A 17,552-nucleotide genomic window follows, 5' to 3' on the forward strand; every position below is an offset into this window, starting at 1 on the left:
GCTGACGGCGGGACACCGAGCTTTTCGTTGCAATTGCGGGGGCGCGAGGCATAGATTGCCGCTGCAAGCGCTTTGAACGGCCGGGGGAGGGGTCGCGGCATGGCGACTCTCAAGGACATCTCCACCGAGCTCGGTCTCTCGGTCGCCACGGTGAGCCGGGCGCTCAACGGCTTTCCGGAGGTCGGCGCCCGGACCCGGGCCCGGGTGCAGGAGGCGGCGACGCGGCTGGGCTACCGGCCCAACCGCTCGGCGCAGCGGCTGGCGACCGGCCGCTCGGGCGTGGTCGGCATGATCGTCAAGCTGCGCGCCGACATGTCGGCCGACCAGACCTTCTTCGACGTGCTGACCACGCTGACTGCCGAGTTGGCGGCGCGCGATCTCGACCTCGTGCTCTCGGTCGATCAGGGCAACGACCCGGTCGCGCCCTACGAGCGGATGCTGGAGCGCGACCTGCTCGACGGCTTCGTGCTGAACGCGCCGGTGCCGAACGATCCGCGGCCGGGCTTTCTGCGTGCGCGCGGCGTGCCCTTCGTGATGCACGGCCAGGCCCATGCCGCGCCGGATTACGCCTTCTTCGGCATCGACAATCGCGCCGTCTGCGCCGACGCGGTCGAGCTGCTTGCCAGCCTCGGCCATGCCCGGATTGCGCTGATCAACGGCGAGGCGCGCTTCGCCTTTGCCGAGGAGCGCGAGCAGGGATTTCGTGCCGCCATGGCGGTGGAGGGGCTGGCGGTGCCCGATGGCTTCGTCGCGGGTGGCGCGCCGACCGAGAGCACCGGCTACACGCAGGCGCTGGCTTGGCTCTCGGGACGAGCCGGGCCGCGGCCCACCGCGATTCTCTGCGCCACCACCCCGGTGGCACAGGGCGTGCTGCGTGCGGCGCGCGATCTCGGGCTTTCGATGCCGGGGGACCTTTCGGTCATCGCGCATGACGACGCGCTGCCCGGCATCCGGCCCGCGCATTTCAACCCGGCCCTGACCGTGACCCACGCGCCGCTGCGCGACGCCTGCGCACCGTTGGCGCAGATGCTCGTCGACCATCTGAACGGCGCGCCGCCCGCGCGCCTGCAAACCGTGAACCGGGCCGGGCTGATCGTCCGGGCCTCGACCGGCCCCGTCCCGAAGGGAGAGGAGAGACCATGGCAGACCCCGTGACCAGCGCACTGCGCGCCGACCAGCTCAAGAAGAGCTATGGCGGCGTCGAGGTGCTGCATTCGATCGATATCGACATGAAGCCGGGCGAATTCCTCGTCCTCGTCGGCCCGTCCGGCTGCGGCAAGTCCACGCTGCTCAACTGCATCGCCGGGCTCGAGGAGATATCGGGCGGCGCGTTGGAGATCGGGGGGCGCGACGTGACGCACGAGCCGCCAAAGGACCGCGACATCGCCATGGTGTTCCAGTCCTACGCGCTCTACCCGACGATGAACGTGGCCGAGAACATCGGCTTCGGCATGAAGGTACGCAAGGTCCCCAAGGCCGAGGCGCAGCGCAGGATCGAGGAGGTCGCGAAGCTCCTGCGGATCGACCACCTGCTCGACCGCAAGCCTTCCCAGCTCTCGGGTGGCCAGCGCCAGCGCGTCGCGATGGGCCGGGCGCTGGTGCGCGATCCCAAGCTGTTTTTGTTCGATGAGCCGCTGTCGAACCTCGATGCCAAGCTTCGCGTCGAGATGCGCGCCGAGATCAAGCGCATCCACAAGACCACCCATGCCTCGATCGTCTACGTCACCCACGACCAGATCGAGGCGATGACTCTGGCCAGCCGGATCGTCGTGCTCAAGGGCGGTGTGGTGCAGCAGATCGGCACGCCGCAGGAGATCTACGACACGCCCGCCAATACCTTCGTCGCGGATTTCATGGGCTCGCCGCCGATGAACCTCGTACCCGCCCGCGTCACCGAGACCGGTCTCGACATCGACGGCATCGCGCTCGCCATGGGGCCGGGTTGGCGCGCGGCCGATCTGCCGGCGCGGGTGACGCTCGGTATCCGGCCCGAGCATCTGAGCCGGGCCACCGGCACCCCCGACCTCGTGGTCGCGCCGAAGATGATCGAGAACACCGGCGCCGAGGCCTATGTCAATTTCGTGCTCGGTGGCGAAACCATCACCGCGCGGCTGCCGGGCCGCATCCCCGAGGACGCCACCGACCATGTCGATCTCGCGGTGGCGCGAGAGGGGCTGTGCCTGTTCGACATCGAGACCGGCACCCGGATCGAGCGGGCGCCGGCGCTCAGTGCAGCCGTCGCCGGCTGATCCCGGCGCGGCGCAGGCCGAGGCCCAGCGCCTCGGCCAGATGGGCGGCCTCCGCCGCGGCCTCCGGCCGCAGGAACGCCATGGCGAGCATCATCGCCTCTTCCCGCGCGGCTTCGGAGCCATGGCCGATCAGCCGCGCGAACCAGGCTTCATCGGCACCGAGACAGGCGCAGTCGGCGGCGTGGCGCATCAGCGGCCGACGTCCCGTCGTGGCGCAGAGCCGCGCCAGCGCGTCGAGCGCGCGCGCCGCCGCACCGGCCGGGCCGGGGTCGAGATCGGGGGCGAGCCGGGCGGCCACGGCCTCGAAGCCGGCATCGCACCACAGCCTGAGCAGCCGCACGGCGCGCGCCTCGATCGCGCCGAGATCGTCGAGACGCCCCACCGGCGCACCGCCGATGGGACTGCGGGGACGAGAATCGTCGGAAGGAAAATCCTGGGGAAAGTCGCGGGGCATGACGGGCCTCGATGGTCCTGAACGCGTCCGGCTTGCGACGGCTGGTCCGTCGTGGCTGAGCCATACCTGACAATAAATGTCGGGTATGTCAATCACCCCTTGAGCAGCCGCAGCCCCTGGGTCACATCGGTCCGCACTGCCAGACGCAGCCCCGGCTCGTCCCCGGCCCTGAGCGCCGCGAGGATCAGCTTGTGATGATAGGGCGGCTCGGTGCGACGCAGTCGCCCGTAAAGCGCCCGCATGGTGGGGCCGAGCTGCAGCCAGACGGTCTCGGTCATGGCGAGGATCGCGGGCGACTGGGCCCGCAGGTAGAGCGTGCGGTGAAATTCGAGATTCATGCGGATATAGCCGGTGGCGTCGTGCCGGGCGACCATCTGGCTGACCCCGGCGTTGATCGCTTCGAGCCGGTCGATCAGCGCGAAATGCGCCCGTGGCAGCGCCCGCGAGGCCAGTTCCGGCTCGAGCATGGCGCGCAGCGCTGCCAGCTCCTCGATCCGCTCGTTGGTGAGTGCCGGCGTCGCGACGCGGCCCGAGGAGGAGAGCGACAGCGCGCCCTCGGCCACCAGCCGCCGCACCGCTTCGCGGGCGGGGGTCATCGACACTTCGAACAGCTTGCCGATGCCGCGCAGCGTCAGCGATTCACCGGGGGCGATCTCGCCATGCATGATGCGGGTTCTGAGCGAGCGATACACCCGGTCATGCGCCGCCCCGGCGGGGTCGGGGGCGCGGGGGGTGGCGACGGCGGGCGGGATCACGCGGTGGCTCCGGCGGGGGCGGTGAAATCGATCCGCTGCAGCGCGTCGCCATGCAGACGCAGCCAGTCGCGCGCGGCGCGATGCTGCGGGAACAGCTGCTCGCACACCGCCCAGAAGGCGGGCGAGTGGTTCATCTCGGCCAGATGCGCGACCTCGTGGGCGGCGACGTAGTCGCCGATCTCGGGCGGCGCCATGACCAGCCGCCAGGACAGCATGATGTCGCCCTTCGAGCTGCACGATCCCCAGCGCGAGCGGGTGTCGCGAAAGCTCAGCCGCCCGGTACGGCGGCCCAGCGCGGCGGCGTGGCGGTCCACGGCGGCCGAAAGGCGATCGCGGGCGCGGGCCTTGAGGAAGGCCATCGCCCGCGCCGGGGCGCGCGCCGCGTCATCGGGCAGGAGCAGCACCCGACCCTCGAGCCGTGGGCTGCGCAGGGCGGCGGGCCGCAGCGCGATTTCCTCGCCCAGATAGGGCAGCGAGCCGCCCAGCCGCACCGCGCGTGGCGGCGCCACCCGTTCGAGATGACCGCGCACCCAGGCCTCGCGTTCGCGCAGGAAGGCCAGCGCCTCGCGCTCGGGCGTGCGTCGGGGCAGCGTCAGCGTCACCCGCCCGTCGCGATGCGAGACCCGAAGCGTGATTCGCCCCGCCCGATCCGAGCGGCGCAGCGCCACCGTCAGGGGCGGGTTGCCCGGCAGCACGTGTTCACCCATATCCCGCTTGCCTCCCTCCGCCCAAAGGCTTTGACAGCCTGCCGCGCTTATGGCAGGGGAGCGCGATCCGCCGCAAGGCCGAGGCGCGTTTCGCGCCCGGGCCGGCGCGCCCGCCGATCATCGTCGCACGGAACTGGAAGGACAGCCCATGCCGAAGGAAGAATGGGGAACCAAGCGCATCTGCCCGACCACGGGCAAGCGCTTCTATGACCTGAACGCAAACCCGATCATCAGCCCCTATACCGGGCAGGTGGTCACGCTCGACACCGGCAAGCACCGCACCATGGTGGCGGATGCCGAGGACGCGCAGACCAAGAAGATGAAGAAGTCCTCGGAGGATGACGAGGAGCTGCTGCTCGACGACGACGACAGCGACGATGACGACGTCGATCTGGGCGATGACGTGCTCGATGATGACGACGACAGCGATGACGTGTCGCTCGACGAGCTGGCCGATGTTCCGGCCGAGGACGACGAGTAAGATTTTTCGGCCCGGGCGCGTGTTTTCCGCTTGCACCCGCCCGGCGCCACCCTTAGAGAGCGGCACACGGGCAGCGACGCTGACCGACACGGCGGAAACGCCGGACATGATGGGGCCTTAGCTCAGCTGGGAGAGCGCTTGCATGGCATGCAAGAGGTCAGGGGTTCGATCCCCCTAGGCTCCACCATCATCTTCCAGACGCCTTTATATTAGCCATGCGGATCGAACCTGATCCGAACATGCTTCATTTGCCCTGAGCGGTCCCGACGGGCCCTTGAGCGTGCAAACGGCCTATCTCCGCTCCTTCGTAGTGCCGGCCCGGCAGGATATTACGGCGTTCCGCGCCGCGTTCGTCCGCCCCGGCTCTGCCGTAAGCCCGTGACCGCGGGTTCGGGGGCTGCCCACCCCATACGCAGGCCGTCCCGTTGCGCTTTTACAACCATCAGGCATGTTTTCGCGGTTGGGGGGCATAGCCGCTAAGTGGTACTTGTTCGGCAAAGTTCGGCTAGGTCGAACGGCGTTTCGCGGCGCGAAACCGCCTTTTCTCCCCCGTACCGCCTCACCGGCTTCGCAATTCGCATGATCCTGCATAGGGCAACCGGCGCAAACCGGTACCGATCAAGGATCACCACTACACATGTCTATCGCGAACGACCTCGAACGGCAGATGCTGTCGTTGATCAACGAAGAGCGGAGCACGCTCGGTCTCAGCTCCCTCAAGCTCGAACTCAACCTGAACGACTCGAGCGAGGATCACAGCAATTGGATGCTGCAGAGCGATACCTTCTCCCATACCGGCCAGGGCGGCTCGAGCGCGACCGACCGCATGCGCGCCGCCGATTTCGACTTCTCCGGAAGCTGGGCCTCGGGCGAGAACCTCGCCTGGCAATCCGAGCGCGGCGCCTCCGGGCTCTCCGATGACGTGGTCGATCTGCACGAATCGCTGATGAACAGCCCGGGCCACCGCGCCAACATCCTGAACCCCGACTTCGAATATGTCGGCATCGGGATCGAGCGGGGCGATTTCAAGGGTTGGGATGGTGTCATGGTCACCCAGAACTTTGCCCGCACCGGCGGACAGGTTGATCTGGATAAGGGCGCTTCGACGACACCCTCGGACACCTCGGCGCCCCAGAACAGGCCGGTCGCTCAGGACACCGCACCGGTCGTTACCGTGGACGATGTGACGCTCGGCAAGGTGAAGGGCGGCTATCGGACCCGTCTCGACAAGCATCTCGAGGTTGCCGACACCGATGGCGACGCGATCAAGTGGTTCGAACTGCGCGACACCGCGGGGCGCGACAACTTCATCTTCAAGGGCCAGGGCCGGATCGATGCCGATGACGGGGTTCGGATCGCCGCCGACGATCTCGACATGATCCGGCTGCGGGTCAATCGCCGTCTCGGCGAGACAGAACTCGAAGTGCGGGCCTCCGACGGGCAGGATTCCGGCGAGTGGGAGGTTTTCACCCTCACCACTCTGAGTGCCGAGGACTGGCTCGCCTGATTGAGGCTGCGCCCAGCTCGGAGAACTTCGACGGCCGCCTTCGGGCGGCCGTATCTCGTTTTGCGGCAGCCTTGGCGATCAGGCGTGGATCGCGCCGTCGCCCAGTGCCAGTGCCGCCTCGCGCACGCCCTCGCTATAGGTGGGGTGGGCGTGGCAGGTGCGGGCCAGGTCCTCGGCGGCGGCGCCGAACTCCATCGCCACGCAGACCTCGTGGATCAGGTCGCCGGCCATCGGGCCGATGATATGCGCGCCGAGGATCCGGTCGGTCTCCTTGTCGGCGAGGATCTTCACGAAGCCCTCGGCCGAGAAGTTGGCCTTGGCCCGCGCGTTGCCGAGGAACGGGAACTTGCCGACCTTGTAGCCGCGGCCTTCCTCCTTGAGCTGCTCCTCGGTCTTGCCGACGGTCGCCACCTCGGGGTGGGTGTAGACGACGCCAGGGATCACCTCGTAATTCACGTGGCCCTTCTGGCCCGCGAGGATCTCGGCGATCGCCACGCCCTCATCCTCGGCCTTGTGCGCGAGCATCAGCCCGGGCACCGCGTCGCCGATCGCATAGACGCCGTCGACGCTGGTCTTGAAATGATCGTCGATCTTGATCTGGCCGCGATCGGTCATATCGACGCCGAGCTCTTCGAGCCCGAGCCCTTCGACATAGGGCTTGCGACCGGTGGCCACGAGCACGCAATCGGCCGTCAGGCTTTCCTCGCTGTCGTCCTTGCGGCTCTTCCAGGTCACGGTGGCCTTCTCGCCCTCGACCGTGACACCCTGCACCGCCGAACCCAGCACGAATTTCAGCCCCTGCTTGGTCAGGATCTTCTGGAAGTTGCGAGCGACCTCGGCATCCATGCCCGGCGTGATCGCGTCGAGATACTCGACCACGGTGACCTCGCTGCCGAGACGGCGATAGACCGAGCCCAGCTCGAGCCCGATCACGCCGGCGCCGATCACCACCATCTTCTCGGGGATGCGGCCCAGCTCCAGCGCGCCGGTCGAGGTCACGACGACCTTCTCGTCGATCTCGACATTGGGGATCGAGGTGGGGACGGAGCCCGAGGCGATGACGATGTGCTTGGCCTCGTGGGTCTCGTCGCCGACCTTGACCTTGCCCGCCTCGGGGATCGAGCCCCAGCCCTTGAGCCAGTCGATCTTGTTCTTCTTGAACAGGAATTCGATGCCGCCGGTGTTCTGGCCGACGCTGTCGCGCTTGTAGGCGAGCATCTGGTCCCAATCCACCGTCGGCGTCTCGGCCTTCAGGCCCATCTTGGCGAAGTTGTGCTCGGCCTCGTGCAGCGCGTGGGTGGCGTGCAGCAGCGCCTTGGAGGGGATGCAGCCCACGTTGAGGCAGGTGCCGCCCAGCGTCTCGCGCCCCTCGACCACCGCGGTCTTGAGGCCGAGCTGGGCCGCCTTGATGGCGCAGACATAGCCGCCGGGGCCGGCGCCGATGACGATGAGATCGTAGGATGCCATGGAAAACTCCTGTGGGGTGTCAGACGAGGGCGAGGCCGATCATCGCGATGGTGGCGCAGAACCCCACCAGCCAGATCAGCGACCGCCAGGGCCGGAGCCCGAAATAATAGGCGGGGACGTAGAGCACCCGCGCCGCGAGATAGGTCCAGGCCAGCAGGCCCGAAAGACCGGTGGTCTTGTCGCCGAGGATCAGCACGACGACGGCGAGGGTGAACAGGATCAACCCCTCGAAATGGTTGTTCAGCGCCCGGTAGAGCCGCCCGGTGCGCGGGCTGGCCAAGGCTTCGAGCGGCGCGCCGAGCCGCTGCGGATCGCGCGGCCCGAGCGTGCGGCCAAATCCCAACTCGCGGTTGGCGCGCACCGACAGCCAGACATATTGCCCGGCCTGCAGCAGCCCGGCCAAGGCCAGAACCTGAAGCTCGGGGGCCGTCATCGCGGCCCCGGCGACGTTAGAGGGCAGCGGCGTAGAGGTAGAGCGTCGCGAAGAAGCCCAGGCCCCAGACCGCGGTGCGCGCCCAGGGAATGCCGGCCGGGTAGAGCAGCGCATAGGCCAGCCGCGCGATCAGGAAGACCTGCGCCGCCAGCAGCGTGCCGCCGCCAAAGCCCTCGCGCACCGCCAGGATCAGCACGGCGGGCGCGAAGAGCGCCATCGCGGTGACCGAGTTGGCGACGCAGCGCTCCATCCGCCCGGCCACGCCGGTCAGCCGGGGCATGTCGTCGCGCGGTCGCGCCAGCATCGGCAGGCCGACCTGCGATATGGCGTAGAGCACCTGCACGAGGATCAGCGCGAGCACCAGAAGCCCGTAGATTGCCAAGATATTGAGTTCGCTGGACATGAAACCCCTCCCACAACCGATCTGCACGCGGCGAGTGTAACACGATCGCGTGCAGCAAGTGCTCGGAAGAGGCATGGGCCATGTCAGGCGGTCTCGAGAAAGGTGCAGGTCATCGCGCCGCCAAAGCCCTGCTCCTTGGCGATCCAGGCCTCGGCGCGCTTGCGGTCGTTGACATCAAACAGCACCAGCACGGTGGAGCCGTGGTCGGCGTCGCGCCAGATCTGCAGCTGGCTCAGGCCGGCCTGCATCCGCTCTTCGTAATCATCGTCGAAGGCGGCCTTCCAGGAGGCGAAATCGGGGGTGTCGATTTGACAGAGCATCTGCATGGCACGGGCCTTCGTTGTGGAATGGGGCCGGGCTCAACGCCCGGCCCCTTCACATGTTCACAGATCCATCAACAGCCGGCGCGGATCCTCGAGCGCTTCCTTGACGCGCACGAGGAAGGTCACGGCGCCCTTGCCGTCGACGATACGGTGATCGTAGCTCAGCGCCAGATACATCATCGGCCGGATCTCGACCTTGCCGTTGATCGCCATCGGACGGTCCTGGATCTTGTGCATGCCGAGGATGCCCGACTGCGGCGGGTTCAGGATCGGCGAGGACATCAGCGAGCCGTAGACGCCACCGTTGGAGATGGTGAAGGAGCCGCCCTGCATGTCGGCCATGCTGAGCTTGCCGTCGCGCGCCTTCACGCCCATCTCGGCGATCGACTTCTCGATCTCGGCAAAGCCCATGCTGTCGGCGTTGCGGATCACCGGCACTACGAGGCCGGTGGGGGTGCCCACCGCGATGCCCATGTGGACGTAGTTCTTGTAGACCACGTGATCGCCGTCGATCTCGGCGTTGACGTCCGGGACCTCCTTGAGCGCGTGCACGCAGGCCTTGGTGAAGAAGGACATGAAGCCGAGCTTCACGCCGTGCTTCTTCTCGAACAGCGCCTTGTACTCGTTGCGCAGCTCCATCACCGCGGTCATGTCCACCTCGTTGTAGGTGGTCAGCATCGCGGCGGTGTTCTGCGCCTCCTTGAGGCGGCGGGCGATGGTCTGGCGCAGACGGGTCATCTTGACCCGCTCCTCGCGGTCGGCGTCGTCCGACGACACCGGGCCGCGCGCGGCGGGCTTGGAGGTTTCGGCGGGCTTGGGCGCGTTGAGCGCCTTCAGCACGTCTTCCTTCATCACCCGGCCATCCTTGCCGGTGCCCTTGACGTCGCCTTCCTTGAGGTCGTTCTCGGCCATCAGCTTCTTGGCCGAGGGCGCGTCCTCGGTGTCGCCCCTGGCTTCGCCCTTCTCCGCGGGCTCGCCCTTGGGATCGCCCGAGACGTTGGTCGCCGCCTGCTGCTCCTTGGGGCCGTCCTCGGCCGGCGCCTCCGGCTCGGACTTGGCGGGCGCGTCGCCCTCGCTCACCTGGGCGAGCAGCGCGTCGACGCCGACGGTGTCGCCTTCGGCCGCGACGATCTCCGACAGCGTGCCGGCGACGGGCGAGGGCACCTCGACCGTGACCTTGTCGGTTTCCAGCTCGCACAGCATCTCGTCCACCGCGACGGCGTCGCCCGGCTTCTTGAACCAGGTGGCGACGGTCGCCTCGGTGACGCTTTCGCCCAGGGTGGGGACGCGGACTTCGGTGCTCATTCTCAGTTTCCTTCGATGCTCAGCGCTTCGTTCACCAGCGCTTGCTGTTGGGTCTTGTGCTGGCTGGCGAGGCCGGTCGCGGGCGAGGCGCTCGCATGGCGGCCGACATAGGTGGGGCGCTTATGCGCGGCGTCGATCCGGCTCAGCACCCATTCGATGTTGGGCTCGATGAAGTTCCAGGCGCCCTGGTTCTTGGGCTCTTCCTGGCACCAGACCATCTCGGCGCCCTTGAACCGCTCCAGCTCCTTCACGAGGCTCAGCGCCGGGAAGGGATAGAACTGCTCGATCCGCATCAGGTAGACGTCGTCCAACCCGCGCGCGTCGCGCTCTTCCAGAAGGTCGTAATAGACCTTGCCCGAGCACATCACGACGCGCTTGATCTCGCTGTCGGGCTTGAGCTGGGTGTCGCTGTGGCCCTTCTCGGCGTCGTCCCACAGCACGCGGTGGAAGGACGAACCGGTGGTGAAATCCTCGGCGTCCGAGATCGCCATCTTGTGGCGCAGCAGCGATTTCGGCGTCATCAGCACCAGCGGCTTGCGGAAGGTGCGATGCAGCTGCCGGCGCAGGATGTGGAAGTAGTTCGCCGGGGTCGAGCAGTTGGCGACGATCCAGTTGTCCTGGCCGCACATCTGCAGGAACCGCTCGAGCCGCGCCGAGGAGTGCTCGGGGCCCTGACCCTCGTAGCCATGCGGCAGCAGCATCACGAGGCCCGACATGCGCAGCCACTTCGATTCACCCGAGGAGATGAACTGGTCGAACATGATCTGCGCGCCGTTGGCAAAATCGCCGAACTGCGCCTCCCACATCACCAGCGCGTTGGGCTCGGCCAGCGTGTAGCCGTATTCGAAACCCAGCACCGCGTATTCGGAGAGCATCGAGTCGATGACCTCGTAACGCGCCTGCCCCTCGCGGATGTTGTTGAGCGGGTAGTAGCGCTCCTCGTTCTCCTGGTTGATGAAGGCCGAGTGGCGCTGTGAGAAGGTGCCGCGGGTGCTGTCCTGGCCCGAGAGCCGGACCGGGTAGCCCTCGGTCAGCAGCGAGCCGAAGGCCAGCGCCTCGGCCGTGGCCCAGTCGAAGCCCTTGCCGGTCTCGAACATCTGCCCCTTGGCGTCGAGCAGGCGCGAGACGGTGCGGTGCAGCGGGAAGCCCTCGGGCGCGCGGGTGATGGCGCGGCCGATCTCGGTCATGGTCTTCTCGTCGATCGCGGTCTGGCCGCGCTGGTAGCTCTCGTGGTCGCGCCGGTCGAGATGGCTCCAGCGCCCGTCGAGCCAGTCGGCCTTGTTCGGGCGGTAGGTCTTGCCGGCCTCGAACTCCTCGCCCAGCATCGCCTGGAACTGCGCCTTCATGTCCTCGATCTCGCCCTCGGGGATCAGCCCGTCGCGGACGAGCCGCTCGGTGTAGAGCGTGAGCGTGGTCTTCTGGTTCTTGATCTTCTTGTACATCACCGGGTTGGTGAACATGGGCTCGTCGCCCTCGTTGTGACCGAAGCGGCGGTAGCAGAAGATGTCGATGACGACGTCCTTGTGGAACTTCTGCCGGAACTCGGTCGCCACCTTGGCGGCGTGCACCACGGCCTCCGGATCATCGCCGTTGACGTGGAAGATCGGCGCCTCGACCATCAGCGCGATGTCGGTGGGGTAGGGCGAGGAGCGCGAGAAATGCGGCGCGGTGGTGAAGCCGATCTGGTTGTTCACCACGATGTGGATCGTGCCGCCGGTGCGGTGACCGACGAGGCCCGACAGGCCGAAGCCCTCGGCCACGACGCCCTGGCCCGCGAAGGCCGCGTCGCCATGCAGCAGGATCGGGATCACCTGGGTGCGGTCGGTGTCGCCGAGCTGGCTCTGCTTGGCGCGCGCCTTGCCGAGCACGACCGGGTTCACCGCTTCGAGGTGGGAGGGGTTCGCGGTCAGCGACAGGTGCACCTTGTTGCCGTCGAACTCGCGGTCCGACGAGGCGCCGAGGTGGTACTTCACGTCGCCCGATCCATCGACCTCCTCGGGCTTGAAGCTGCCGCCCTGGAATTCGTGGAAGATCGCCCGGTAGGGTTTCTGCATGACGTTGGCGAGCACCGAGAGGCGACCGCGATGCGGCATGCCGATCACGATGTCCTTCACGCCGAGCTGGCCGCCGCGCTTGATGATCTGCTCCATCGCCGGGATCAGCGCCTCGCCGCCGTCGAGGCCGAAGCGCTTGGTGCCCATGTACTTGACGTGCAGGAATTTCTCGAAGCCCTCGGCCTCGACCAGCTTGTTCAGGATCGCCTTGCGGCCTTCCTTGGTGAACTGGATCTCCTTGCCGTAGCCCTCGATCCGCTCCTTGAGCCAAGCCGACTGCTCGGGATCGGAGATGTGCATGTATTGCAGCGCGAAGGTGCCGCAATAGGTGCGCTTCACCAGCGCCAGGATCTCGTTCATCGTCGCGATCTCGAGGCCGAGCACGTTGTCGATGAAGATCGGCCGGTCCATGTCGGCCTTGGTGAAACCGTAATTCGCGGGGTCCAGCTCGGGATGCGGCGTCTGCTCGCGCAGGCCCAGCGGATCGAGATCGGCGGCGAGATGGCCGCGAATCCGGTAGGCGCGGATGATCATCAGCGCACGGATGCTGTCGAGCACGGCGGCGCGCAGCTGCTGCTCGGACAGGCCCACGCCCTTCTCGGCGGCCTTGGCGGCAATCTTGTCGCGCGCGCCCTTGGCTTCGGCAGGCGCGGCCCACTGCCCGTCGAGCGCGGCCGTCAGGTCGTCATTGGGCTGCATCGGCCAATCGGCGCGGGCCCAGGACGGGCCGGCGGCCTCGGCGCGGGCATCCGAGCCGCTGTCGCCGAGGCTGCGGAAGAACTCCTGCCAGGCCTCGTCGACGCTCGACGGGTTCTCGGCATAGCGCGCGTGAAGCTGTTCGATGTAGTCGGCGTTCGTGCCCTGCAGGAAGGAAGAGGCGTGGAACACGTCGTTGGGGCTTTGCTCGGTCATGGCAGGATCCTTGATCCTCGGGGCAAAAACTGGGGATGCGCCGGGCCCAGATAGGGCGCGCGGCGCGGATGTCATGCGAAGGGGGCGGCGCGGCCCCCTTCGCGAGGGGTTCAGCCGATCGCCTTGAGCACGGCTTCGCCGAGCGAGGCGGGGCTGTCGGCGACCACGATCCCGGCGGATTTCATCGCCTCGATCTTGCTCTCCGCGTCGCCCTGGCCGCCCGAGACGATCGCGCCCGCGTGGCCCATGCGGCGGCCCGGAGGGGCGGTGCGCCCGGCGATGAAGCCGGCGGTCGGCTTCCAGCGGCCGCGCTTCTTCTCGTCGGCCAGGAACTGCGCCGCCTCTTCCTCGGCGGTGCCGCCGATCTCGCCGATCATGATGATCGACTGGGTCTCGTCATCGGCGAGGAACATCTCGAGGATGTCGATATGCTCCGAGCCCTTGATCGGGTCGCCGCCGATGCCCACGGCCGTCGACTGGCCGAGGCCCGAATCCGAGGTCTGCTTGACCGCCTCGTAGGTCAGCGTGCCCGAGCGGGACACGACGCCCACTGAGCCGCGCTTGTGGATATGGCCGGGCATGATGCCGATCTTGCAGGCGTCGGGCGTGATGACACCGGGGCAGTTCGGCCCGATCAGCCGGGTCTTGGAGTTCAGAAGCGCCCGCTTGACCTTCATCATGTCGAGCACCGGGATGCCCTCGGTGATGCAGATCACCAGCTCCATCTCGGCGTCGATCGCCTCCATGATGCTGTCGGCCGCGAAGGGCGGCGGCACGTAGATGACGCTCGCATTGGCTTCGGTCTTGGCCTTGGCCTCGTGCACGCTGTCGAACACGGGCAGGTCGAGATGGGTCTGGCCGCCCTTGCCCGGGGTGACGCCGCCGACCATCTTGGTGCCGTAGGCGATCGCCTGCTCGGTGTGGAACGTGCCCTGCGAGCCGGTCAGGCCCTGACAGATGACCTTGGTGTTTTCGTCGACGAGAATCGCCATTGCTGTTACCCCTTCACCGCTTTGACGATCTTCTCGGCGGCGTCGGACAGGTTGTCCGCCGCGATCACGTCGAGACCGGAATTGTTGATGATCTCCTTGCCCTGATCGACATTCGTCCCTTCGAGACGCACGACCAGCGGCACCTGCAGACCGACTTCCTTGACCGCCGCGATCACGCCCTCGGCGATGACGTCGCAGCGCATGATGCCGCCGAAGATGTTGACCAGGATGCCTTTGACGTTCTGGTCGGAGGTGATGATCTTGAAGGCCTCGGTGACCTTCTCCTTGGTCGCGCCGCCGCCCACGTCGAGAAAGTTGGCCGGTTCCGCGCCCTTGAGCTTGATGATGTCCATCGTCGCCATGGCGAGGCCCGCGCCGTTCACCATGCAGCCGATCTCGCCGTCGAGCGCGATGTAGTTCAGGTCGTATTTCGAGGCGGCCAGCTCCTTGCTGTCCTCCTCGGTCTCGTCGCGCAGCGCGGCGATGTCGTCGTGGCGGTAGATCGCGTTGCCGTCGAAGCCCATCTTGGCGTCGAGGCATTTCAGGTCGCCCTTGTCGGTGACGATCAGCGGGTTGATCTCCAGCATCTCCATGTCCTTCTCGACGAAGAGACGATAGAGCGTGTCCATCAGCTTGACGCACTGCTTGACCTGCTGGCCCTTGAGGCCGAGGGCAAAGGCGATGCGGCGGCCGTGATAGGGCTGGTAGCCGGTGGCCGGATCGACCGAGAAGCTCAGGATCTTCTCGGGCGTCTTCTCGGCGACCTCCTCGATATCCATGCCGCCCTCGGTCGAGCAGACGAAGGAGATGCGCGAGGTGGCGCGATCGACCAGCAGCGCGAGATAGAGTTCGGTCTCGATCTCAGAGCCGTCCTCGATGTAGATGCGGTTGACCTGCTTGCCCGCCGGGCCGGTCTGGTGCGTGACCAGCGTGCGGCCGAGCATCTTCTTGGCTTCCTCGGCCGCCTCCTCGACGGAGCGGGCCAGGCGGACGCCGCCCTTCTCGCCGGCATCGGCCTCCTTGAAGCTGCCCTTGCCGCGGCCGCCTGCGTGGATCTGCGCCTTCACCACCCAAAGCGGGCCGTCGAGTTCGCCAGCCGCGGTTTTCGCCTCTTCGGCGCGCATGACGGGTCGCCCGTCCGAGACGGGCGCGCCGTAGCTGCGCAGAAGGGCCTTGGCCTGATATTCGTGGATGTTCATGGACCGGTCCTCGGTTGCCGTGATTTGGCCCCTTGAACCATATCGAAACCTACAAAAGAACCGGTTTGTCGGATCGCGGCCCATAAATGCGACCAACGTGATCACAAGAAAAAATCATGTGATCACGTTTGGATCGCTCATGATCGCGTTGGTCGGGGTGGGTCTTCGCACCGGCAAAAACCTGCCTGCGCAATATCCGAAAAGAACCTGCAGGAGAGGTCATTTGGCCTTCTTTGCCGGCAGAAGATTCGGAGTTCCGCCGATACAGGCTACATCTGTGCGCGCTTCGAAAGGTGACCAGCGGTCTCCGTATCGGGCCGTTCAGATGACCCGGCGCTTGAGATTGCCCAGAAAGCTGCGCCAGCCCGTTCGGTGCGGCGTCGGCGCGACCGGCGCGCCACCGTTGACCGGGGCGTAGTGGGTCAGCGTCTGGTCGTTGTCGAGGAACTCCGCCAGCTTGGCGATCTGCGGCGGGGCCAGAACCTCACTCGGCGAGAAGGGGCGGAGCGGGTCACCCGCGGGCTTCTGGTGCAGCTTGGGTTCGTGAAGCAGGCGCGGCGCCGTGTAGCCGTTGCCGTTCAGCATGAAGGGGCGGAAGAACATGACGTTGTATTCCACCGGCAGCACATGCAGCCGAAGGTCGCCCTCGTAGAGCAGCACCCGCAGCGCCGGTTGATCGAATTTCTGGGTGCCGTCATGCACCATGGCATGCCAGTCCTCGAGAAAGCGGTCGGTCGCGGGGTTGCGCCGGATCGCCATCACACCGCCATTCATCTGCGGAAAGGCTGGCGGCACCGGATGGCCCGGATACTGTTCGCGGTTTCGGTAGTCGTTACGCCGCTGACTCGCCGTCACGGCGATGTCGAAGCGGTCGAGAATGTCGAACACGTCGTCGAGCGGCGCCAGCGTGACGATGTCGGCATCGAGATAGATGGTCCGCGCGAATCTCGATCGCTGCAGGGATTCCATCTTGGGTCGGCGGGACACCTGTTCGAGGAGGTGAACCCGGTCGAAGACCTCATCTTCGAGGGGCGCGTCGGTGAAGAGGTCGATCTTCGCCGAGGGCATGACCCCCCTGAGATTGCGCGCTGCGCGCCGGGCGAGGGTGACGTAGTCCTTGCCGGTCACCGCGAAAACGAAACCGCGGTCGAGGTCTTGATCCGTCATCTGCGCCGGGGTCCTTGCTGGGACGGGCCCGGTATGGCCCGCCCCGGAGGCCTACGATCAGGCGAGGCTCTGATCAATGCCCTTGCAGGCGTCGACGAGGCCCTTCACCGCATCGACGGATTTGTCGAACATCGCCTGCTCGTCGCGGTTCATCTTGATGTCGATGATCCGCTCGACGCCGCCGGCGCCGATCACCGTCGGCACGCCGACATACATGCCGTTCAGGCCCAGCGCGCCATCGACATAGGCGGCGCAGGGCAGCACGCGCTTCTGGTCCTTGAGATAGGCCTCGGCCATCTCGATCGCGCTGGTCGCCGGGGCGTAGAAGGCCGAGCCGGTCTTCAGCAGGCCGACGATCTCGGCGCCGCCGTCGCGGGTGCGCTGGATGATCGCGTCGAGCTTTTCCTGGGTGGTCCAGCCCATCTGCACCAGGTCGGGCAGGGGGATGCCGCCGACGGTGGAGTATCGCGCCAGCGGCACCATCGTGTCGCCATGGCCGCCCAGCACGAAAGCGGTGACGTCGCGCATCGAGACGTTGAACTCGAGGCTCAGGAAGTGGCGGAAGCGGGCGCTGTCGAGCACGCCAGCCATGCCGCAGACCTTCTCGTGCGGCAGGCCCGAGAATTCGCGCAACGCCCAGACCATCGCGTCGAGCGGGTTGGTGATGCAGATGACGAAGGCGTCGGGGGCGTGCTTGGCGATGCCCTCGCCCACCGATTTCATGACCTTGAGGTTGATGCCGAGCAGGTCGTCGCGGCTCATGCCGGGCTTGCGCGGCACACCGGCGGTGACGATGCACACATCGGCGCCGGCGATGTCGGCATAGTCGTTGGTGCCCTTGAGGACGGCGTCGAAGCCCTCGGCCGGACCGGATTCGGCGATGTCCAGCGCCTTGCCCTGGGGAGTGCCTTCCGCGATGTCGAACAGCACGACATCGCCGAGTTCCTTGATCGCGGCGAGATGGGCGAGCGTGCCGCCGATCTGACCGGCGCCGATGAGGGCGATCTTGGGTCTGGCCATGAATGGCTCCTGTCGAGAATGTGTTTGCGAGGCTTTGCCTAAGCCGCGCGGAACGCTCTTGCAAGGCTGACGGGCCCGGCGGGGGTCAAGGCGCCGGATGTTTGCGCAAACGCAAATGGCCGCC

17 protein-coding genes and 1 tRNA gene are annotated in these 17,552 nt (G+C 66.9%); 5 read left to right on the forward strand and 13 right to left on the reverse strand.

Going from position 1 to position 17,552, the window contains the following annotated elements; genetic code table 11:
* The first annotated feature begins 99 nt into the window (after positions 1–99).
* Positions 100–1,155 carry a substrate-binding domain-containing protein gene (locus tag ACRAQ3_RS01760; RefSeq protein WP_432255444.1) on the forward strand — a complete coding sequence of 352 codons (1,056 nt, stop codon included), beginning with the start codon at positions 100–102 and terminating at the stop codon, positions 1,153–1,155.
* Positions 1,140–2,249: an ABC transporter ATP-binding protein gene (locus ACRAQ3_RS01765; protein ID WP_432255445.1), complete on the forward strand. Its 1,110-nt coding sequence runs from the start codon at positions 1,140–1,142 to the stop codon at positions 2,247–2,249. The genes ACRAQ3_RS01760 and ACRAQ3_RS01765 overlap by 16 nt, the downstream gene beginning before the upstream one ends.
* Here ACRAQ3_RS01765 and ACRAQ3_RS01770 read toward each other — a convergent pair.
* From ACRAQ3_RS01770 to ACRAQ3_RS01780, 3 genes are all read right to left on the reverse strand, one after another.
* Positions 2,227–2,631 carry a hypothetical protein gene (locus ACRAQ3_RS01770; RefSeq protein ID WP_432255446.1) on the reverse strand — a complete coding sequence of 135 codons (405 nt, stop codon included), beginning with the start codon at positions 2,629–2,631 and terminating at the stop codon, positions 2,227–2,229. The genes ACRAQ3_RS01765 and ACRAQ3_RS01770 overlap by 23 nt on opposite strands.
* Positions 2,632–2,795: 164 nt before the next feature.
* Positions 2,796–3,458, reverse strand: a complete 663-nt coding sequence (locus tag ACRAQ3_RS01775; RefSeq protein ID WP_269397689.1) for a GntR family transcriptional regulator — start codon at positions 3,456–3,458, stop codon at positions 2,796–2,798.
* Positions 3,455–4,165, reverse strand: a complete 711-nt coding sequence (locus tag ACRAQ3_RS01780; protein WP_269397690.1) for a M48 family metallopeptidase — start codon at positions 4,163–4,165, stop codon at positions 3,455–3,457. The genes ACRAQ3_RS01775 and ACRAQ3_RS01780 overlap by 4 nt, the downstream gene beginning before the upstream one ends.
* A gap of 148 nt (positions 4,166–4,313) precedes the next feature.
* Between ACRAQ3_RS01780 and ACRAQ3_RS01785 the strand changes: the two genes are divergently transcribed.
* The 3 genes from ACRAQ3_RS01785 to ACRAQ3_RS01795 all read left to right on the forward strand — a co-directional run bounded on the left by ACRAQ3_RS01785 (position 4,314) and on the right by ACRAQ3_RS01795 (position 6,153).
* Positions 4,314–4,646 carry a TIGR02300 family protein gene (locus ACRAQ3_RS01785; RefSeq protein WP_085896796.1) on the forward strand — a complete coding sequence of 111 codons (333 nt, stop codon included), beginning with the start codon at positions 4,314–4,316 and terminating at the stop codon, positions 4,644–4,646.
* Between the two features lie 111 nt (positions 4,647–4,757).
* Positions 4,758–4,833, forward strand: a tRNA-Ala gene (locus ACRAQ3_RS01790).
* A gap of 450 nt (positions 4,834–5,283) precedes the next feature.
* The gene (locus ACRAQ3_RS01795) at positions 5,284–6,153 is read left to right on the forward strand and encodes a CAP domain-containing protein (RefSeq protein ID WP_432255447.1); all 870 of its coding nucleotides are present in this window, start codon (positions 5,284–5,286) and stop codon (positions 6,151–6,153) included.
* A gap of 78 nt (positions 6,154–6,231) precedes the next feature.
* Here the strand turns inward: ACRAQ3_RS01795 and lpdA are convergent, their stop codons facing one another.
* The 10 genes from lpdA to mdh form a co-directional block, all read right to left on the reverse strand.
* Positions 6,232–7,620, reverse strand: a complete 1,389-nt coding sequence (gene lpdA / locus ACRAQ3_RS01800; protein WP_432255448.1) for a dihydrolipoyl dehydrogenase — start codon at positions 7,618–7,620, stop codon at positions 6,232–6,234.
* A 19-nt stretch (positions 7,621–7,639) separates the two neighbouring features.
* Positions 7,640–8,053 carry an MAPEG family protein gene (locus tag ACRAQ3_RS01805; protein ID WP_085896799.1) on the reverse strand — a complete coding sequence of 138 codons (414 nt, stop codon included), beginning with the start codon at positions 8,051–8,053 and terminating at the stop codon, positions 7,640–7,642.
* Between the two features lie 16 nt (positions 8,054–8,069).
* The gene (locus ACRAQ3_RS01810) at positions 8,070–8,456 is read right to left on the reverse strand and encodes an MAPEG family protein (protein ID WP_432255449.1); all 387 of its coding nucleotides are present in this window, start codon (positions 8,454–8,456) and stop codon (positions 8,070–8,072) included.
* A gap of 83 nt (positions 8,457–8,539) precedes the next feature.
* Positions 8,540–8,782 (reverse strand): hypothetical protein, encoded by a 243-nt coding sequence (locus ACRAQ3_RS01815; protein WP_432255450.1) that lies wholly within the window; start codon positions 8,780–8,782, stop codon positions 8,540–8,542.
* 57 nt (positions 8,783–8,839) lie between these two features.
* Entirely contained in the window at positions 8,840–10,084 is a 1,245-nt protein-coding gene (odhB, locus tag ACRAQ3_RS01820) for a 2-oxoglutarate dehydrogenase complex dihydrolipoyllysine-residue succinyltransferase (protein ID WP_432255451.1), read from the reverse strand.
* A gap of 2 nt (positions 10,085–10,086) precedes the next feature.
* Positions 10,087–13,050, reverse strand: a complete 2,964-nt coding sequence (locus tag ACRAQ3_RS01825) for a 2-oxoglutarate dehydrogenase E1 component (RefSeq protein ID WP_432255452.1) — start codon at positions 13,048–13,050, stop codon at positions 10,087–10,089.
* Positions 13,051–13,160: 110 nt separating this feature from the next.
* Positions 13,161–14,042: a succinate--CoA ligase subunit alpha gene (gene sucD / locus ACRAQ3_RS01830; RefSeq protein WP_085896804.1), complete on the reverse strand. Its 882-nt coding sequence runs from the start codon at positions 14,040–14,042 to the stop codon at positions 13,161–13,163.
* 5 nt (positions 14,043–14,047) lie between these two features.
* Positions 14,048–15,241, reverse strand: a complete 1,194-nt coding sequence (sucC, locus tag ACRAQ3_RS01835) for an ADP-forming succinate--CoA ligase subunit beta (RefSeq protein WP_085896805.1) — start codon at positions 15,239–15,241, stop codon at positions 14,048–14,050.
* Between the two features lie 321 nt (positions 15,242–15,562).
* Complete coding sequence (locus tag ACRAQ3_RS01840; protein ID WP_432255453.1) at positions 15,563–16,408, reverse strand: putative nucleotide-diphospho-sugar transferase; 846 nt, start codon at positions 16,406–16,408, stop codon at positions 15,563–15,565.
* A 57-nt stretch (positions 16,409–16,465) separates the two neighbouring features.
* Positions 16,466–17,428 (reverse strand): malate dehydrogenase, encoded by a 963-nt coding sequence (gene mdh, locus ACRAQ3_RS01845; protein WP_085896807.1) that lies wholly within the window; start codon positions 17,426–17,428, stop codon positions 16,466–16,468.
* Positions 17,429–17,552: the final 124 nt, after the last annotated feature.

The sequence above is a fragment of the Limimaricola sp. AA108-03 genome (assembly GCF_050847355.1).
GTDB lineage: Bacteria > Pseudomonadota > Alphaproteobacteria > Rhodobacterales > Rhodobacteraceae > Limimaricola.

Bases quoted from the DNA above. Each gene is read 5' to 3' on its own strand.
- ACRAQ3_RS01760 (WP_432255444.1), top strand. From the start codon at position 100: ATGGCGACTCTCAAGGACATCTCCACCGAGCTCGGTCTCTCGGTCGCC.
- ACRAQ3_RS01765 (WP_432255445.1), top strand. From the start codon at position 1,140: ATGGCAGACCCCGTGACCAGCGCACTGCGCGCCGACCAGCTCAAGAAG.
- ACRAQ3_RS01780 (WP_269397690.1), bottom strand. From the start codon at position 4,165: ATGGGTGAACACGTGCTGCCGGGCAACCCGCCCCTGACGGTGGCGCTG.
- ACRAQ3_RS01785 (WP_085896796.1), top strand. From the start codon at position 4,314: ATGCCGAAGGAAGAATGGGGAACCAAGCGCATCTGCCCGACCACGGGC.
- ACRAQ3_RS01795 (WP_432255447.1), top strand. From the start codon at position 5,284: ATGTCTATCGCGAACGACCTCGAACGGCAGATGCTGTCGTTGATCAAC.
- lpdA (WP_432255448.1), bottom strand. From the start codon at position 7,620: ATGGCATCCTACGATCTCATCGTCATCGGCGCCGGCCCCGGCGGCTAT.
- ACRAQ3_RS01805 (WP_085896799.1), bottom strand. From the start codon at position 8,053: ATGACGGCCCCCGAGCTTCAGGTTCTGGCCTTGGCCGGGCTGCTGCAG.
- ACRAQ3_RS01810 (WP_432255449.1), bottom strand. From the start codon at position 8,456: ATGTCCAGCGAACTCAATATCTTGGCAATCTACGGGCTTCTGGTGCTC.
- ACRAQ3_RS01815 (WP_432255450.1), bottom strand. From the start codon at position 8,782: ATGCAGATGCTCTGTCAAATCGACACCCCCGATTTCGCCTCCTGGAAG.
- odhB (WP_432255451.1), bottom strand. From the start codon at position 10,084: ATGAGCACCGAAGTCCGCGTCCCCACCCTGGGCGAAAGCGTCACCGAG.
- ACRAQ3_RS01825 (WP_432255452.1), bottom strand. From the start codon at position 13,050: ATGACCGAGCAAAGCCCCAACGACGTGTTCCACGCCTCTTCCTTCCTG.
- sucD (WP_085896804.1), bottom strand. From the start codon at position 14,042: ATGGCGATTCTCGTCGACGAAAACACCAAGGTCATCTGTCAGGGCCTG.
- sucC (WP_085896805.1), bottom strand. From the start codon at position 15,241: ATGAACATCCACGAATATCAGGCCAAGGCCCTTCTGCGCAGCTACGGC.
- ACRAQ3_RS01840 (WP_432255453.1), bottom strand. From the start codon at position 16,408: ATGACGGATCAAGACCTCGACCGCGGTTTCGTTTTCGCGGTGACCGGC.
- mdh (WP_085896807.1), bottom strand. From the start codon at position 17,428: ATGGCCAGACCCAAGATCGCCCTCATCGGCGCCGGTCAGATCGGCGGC.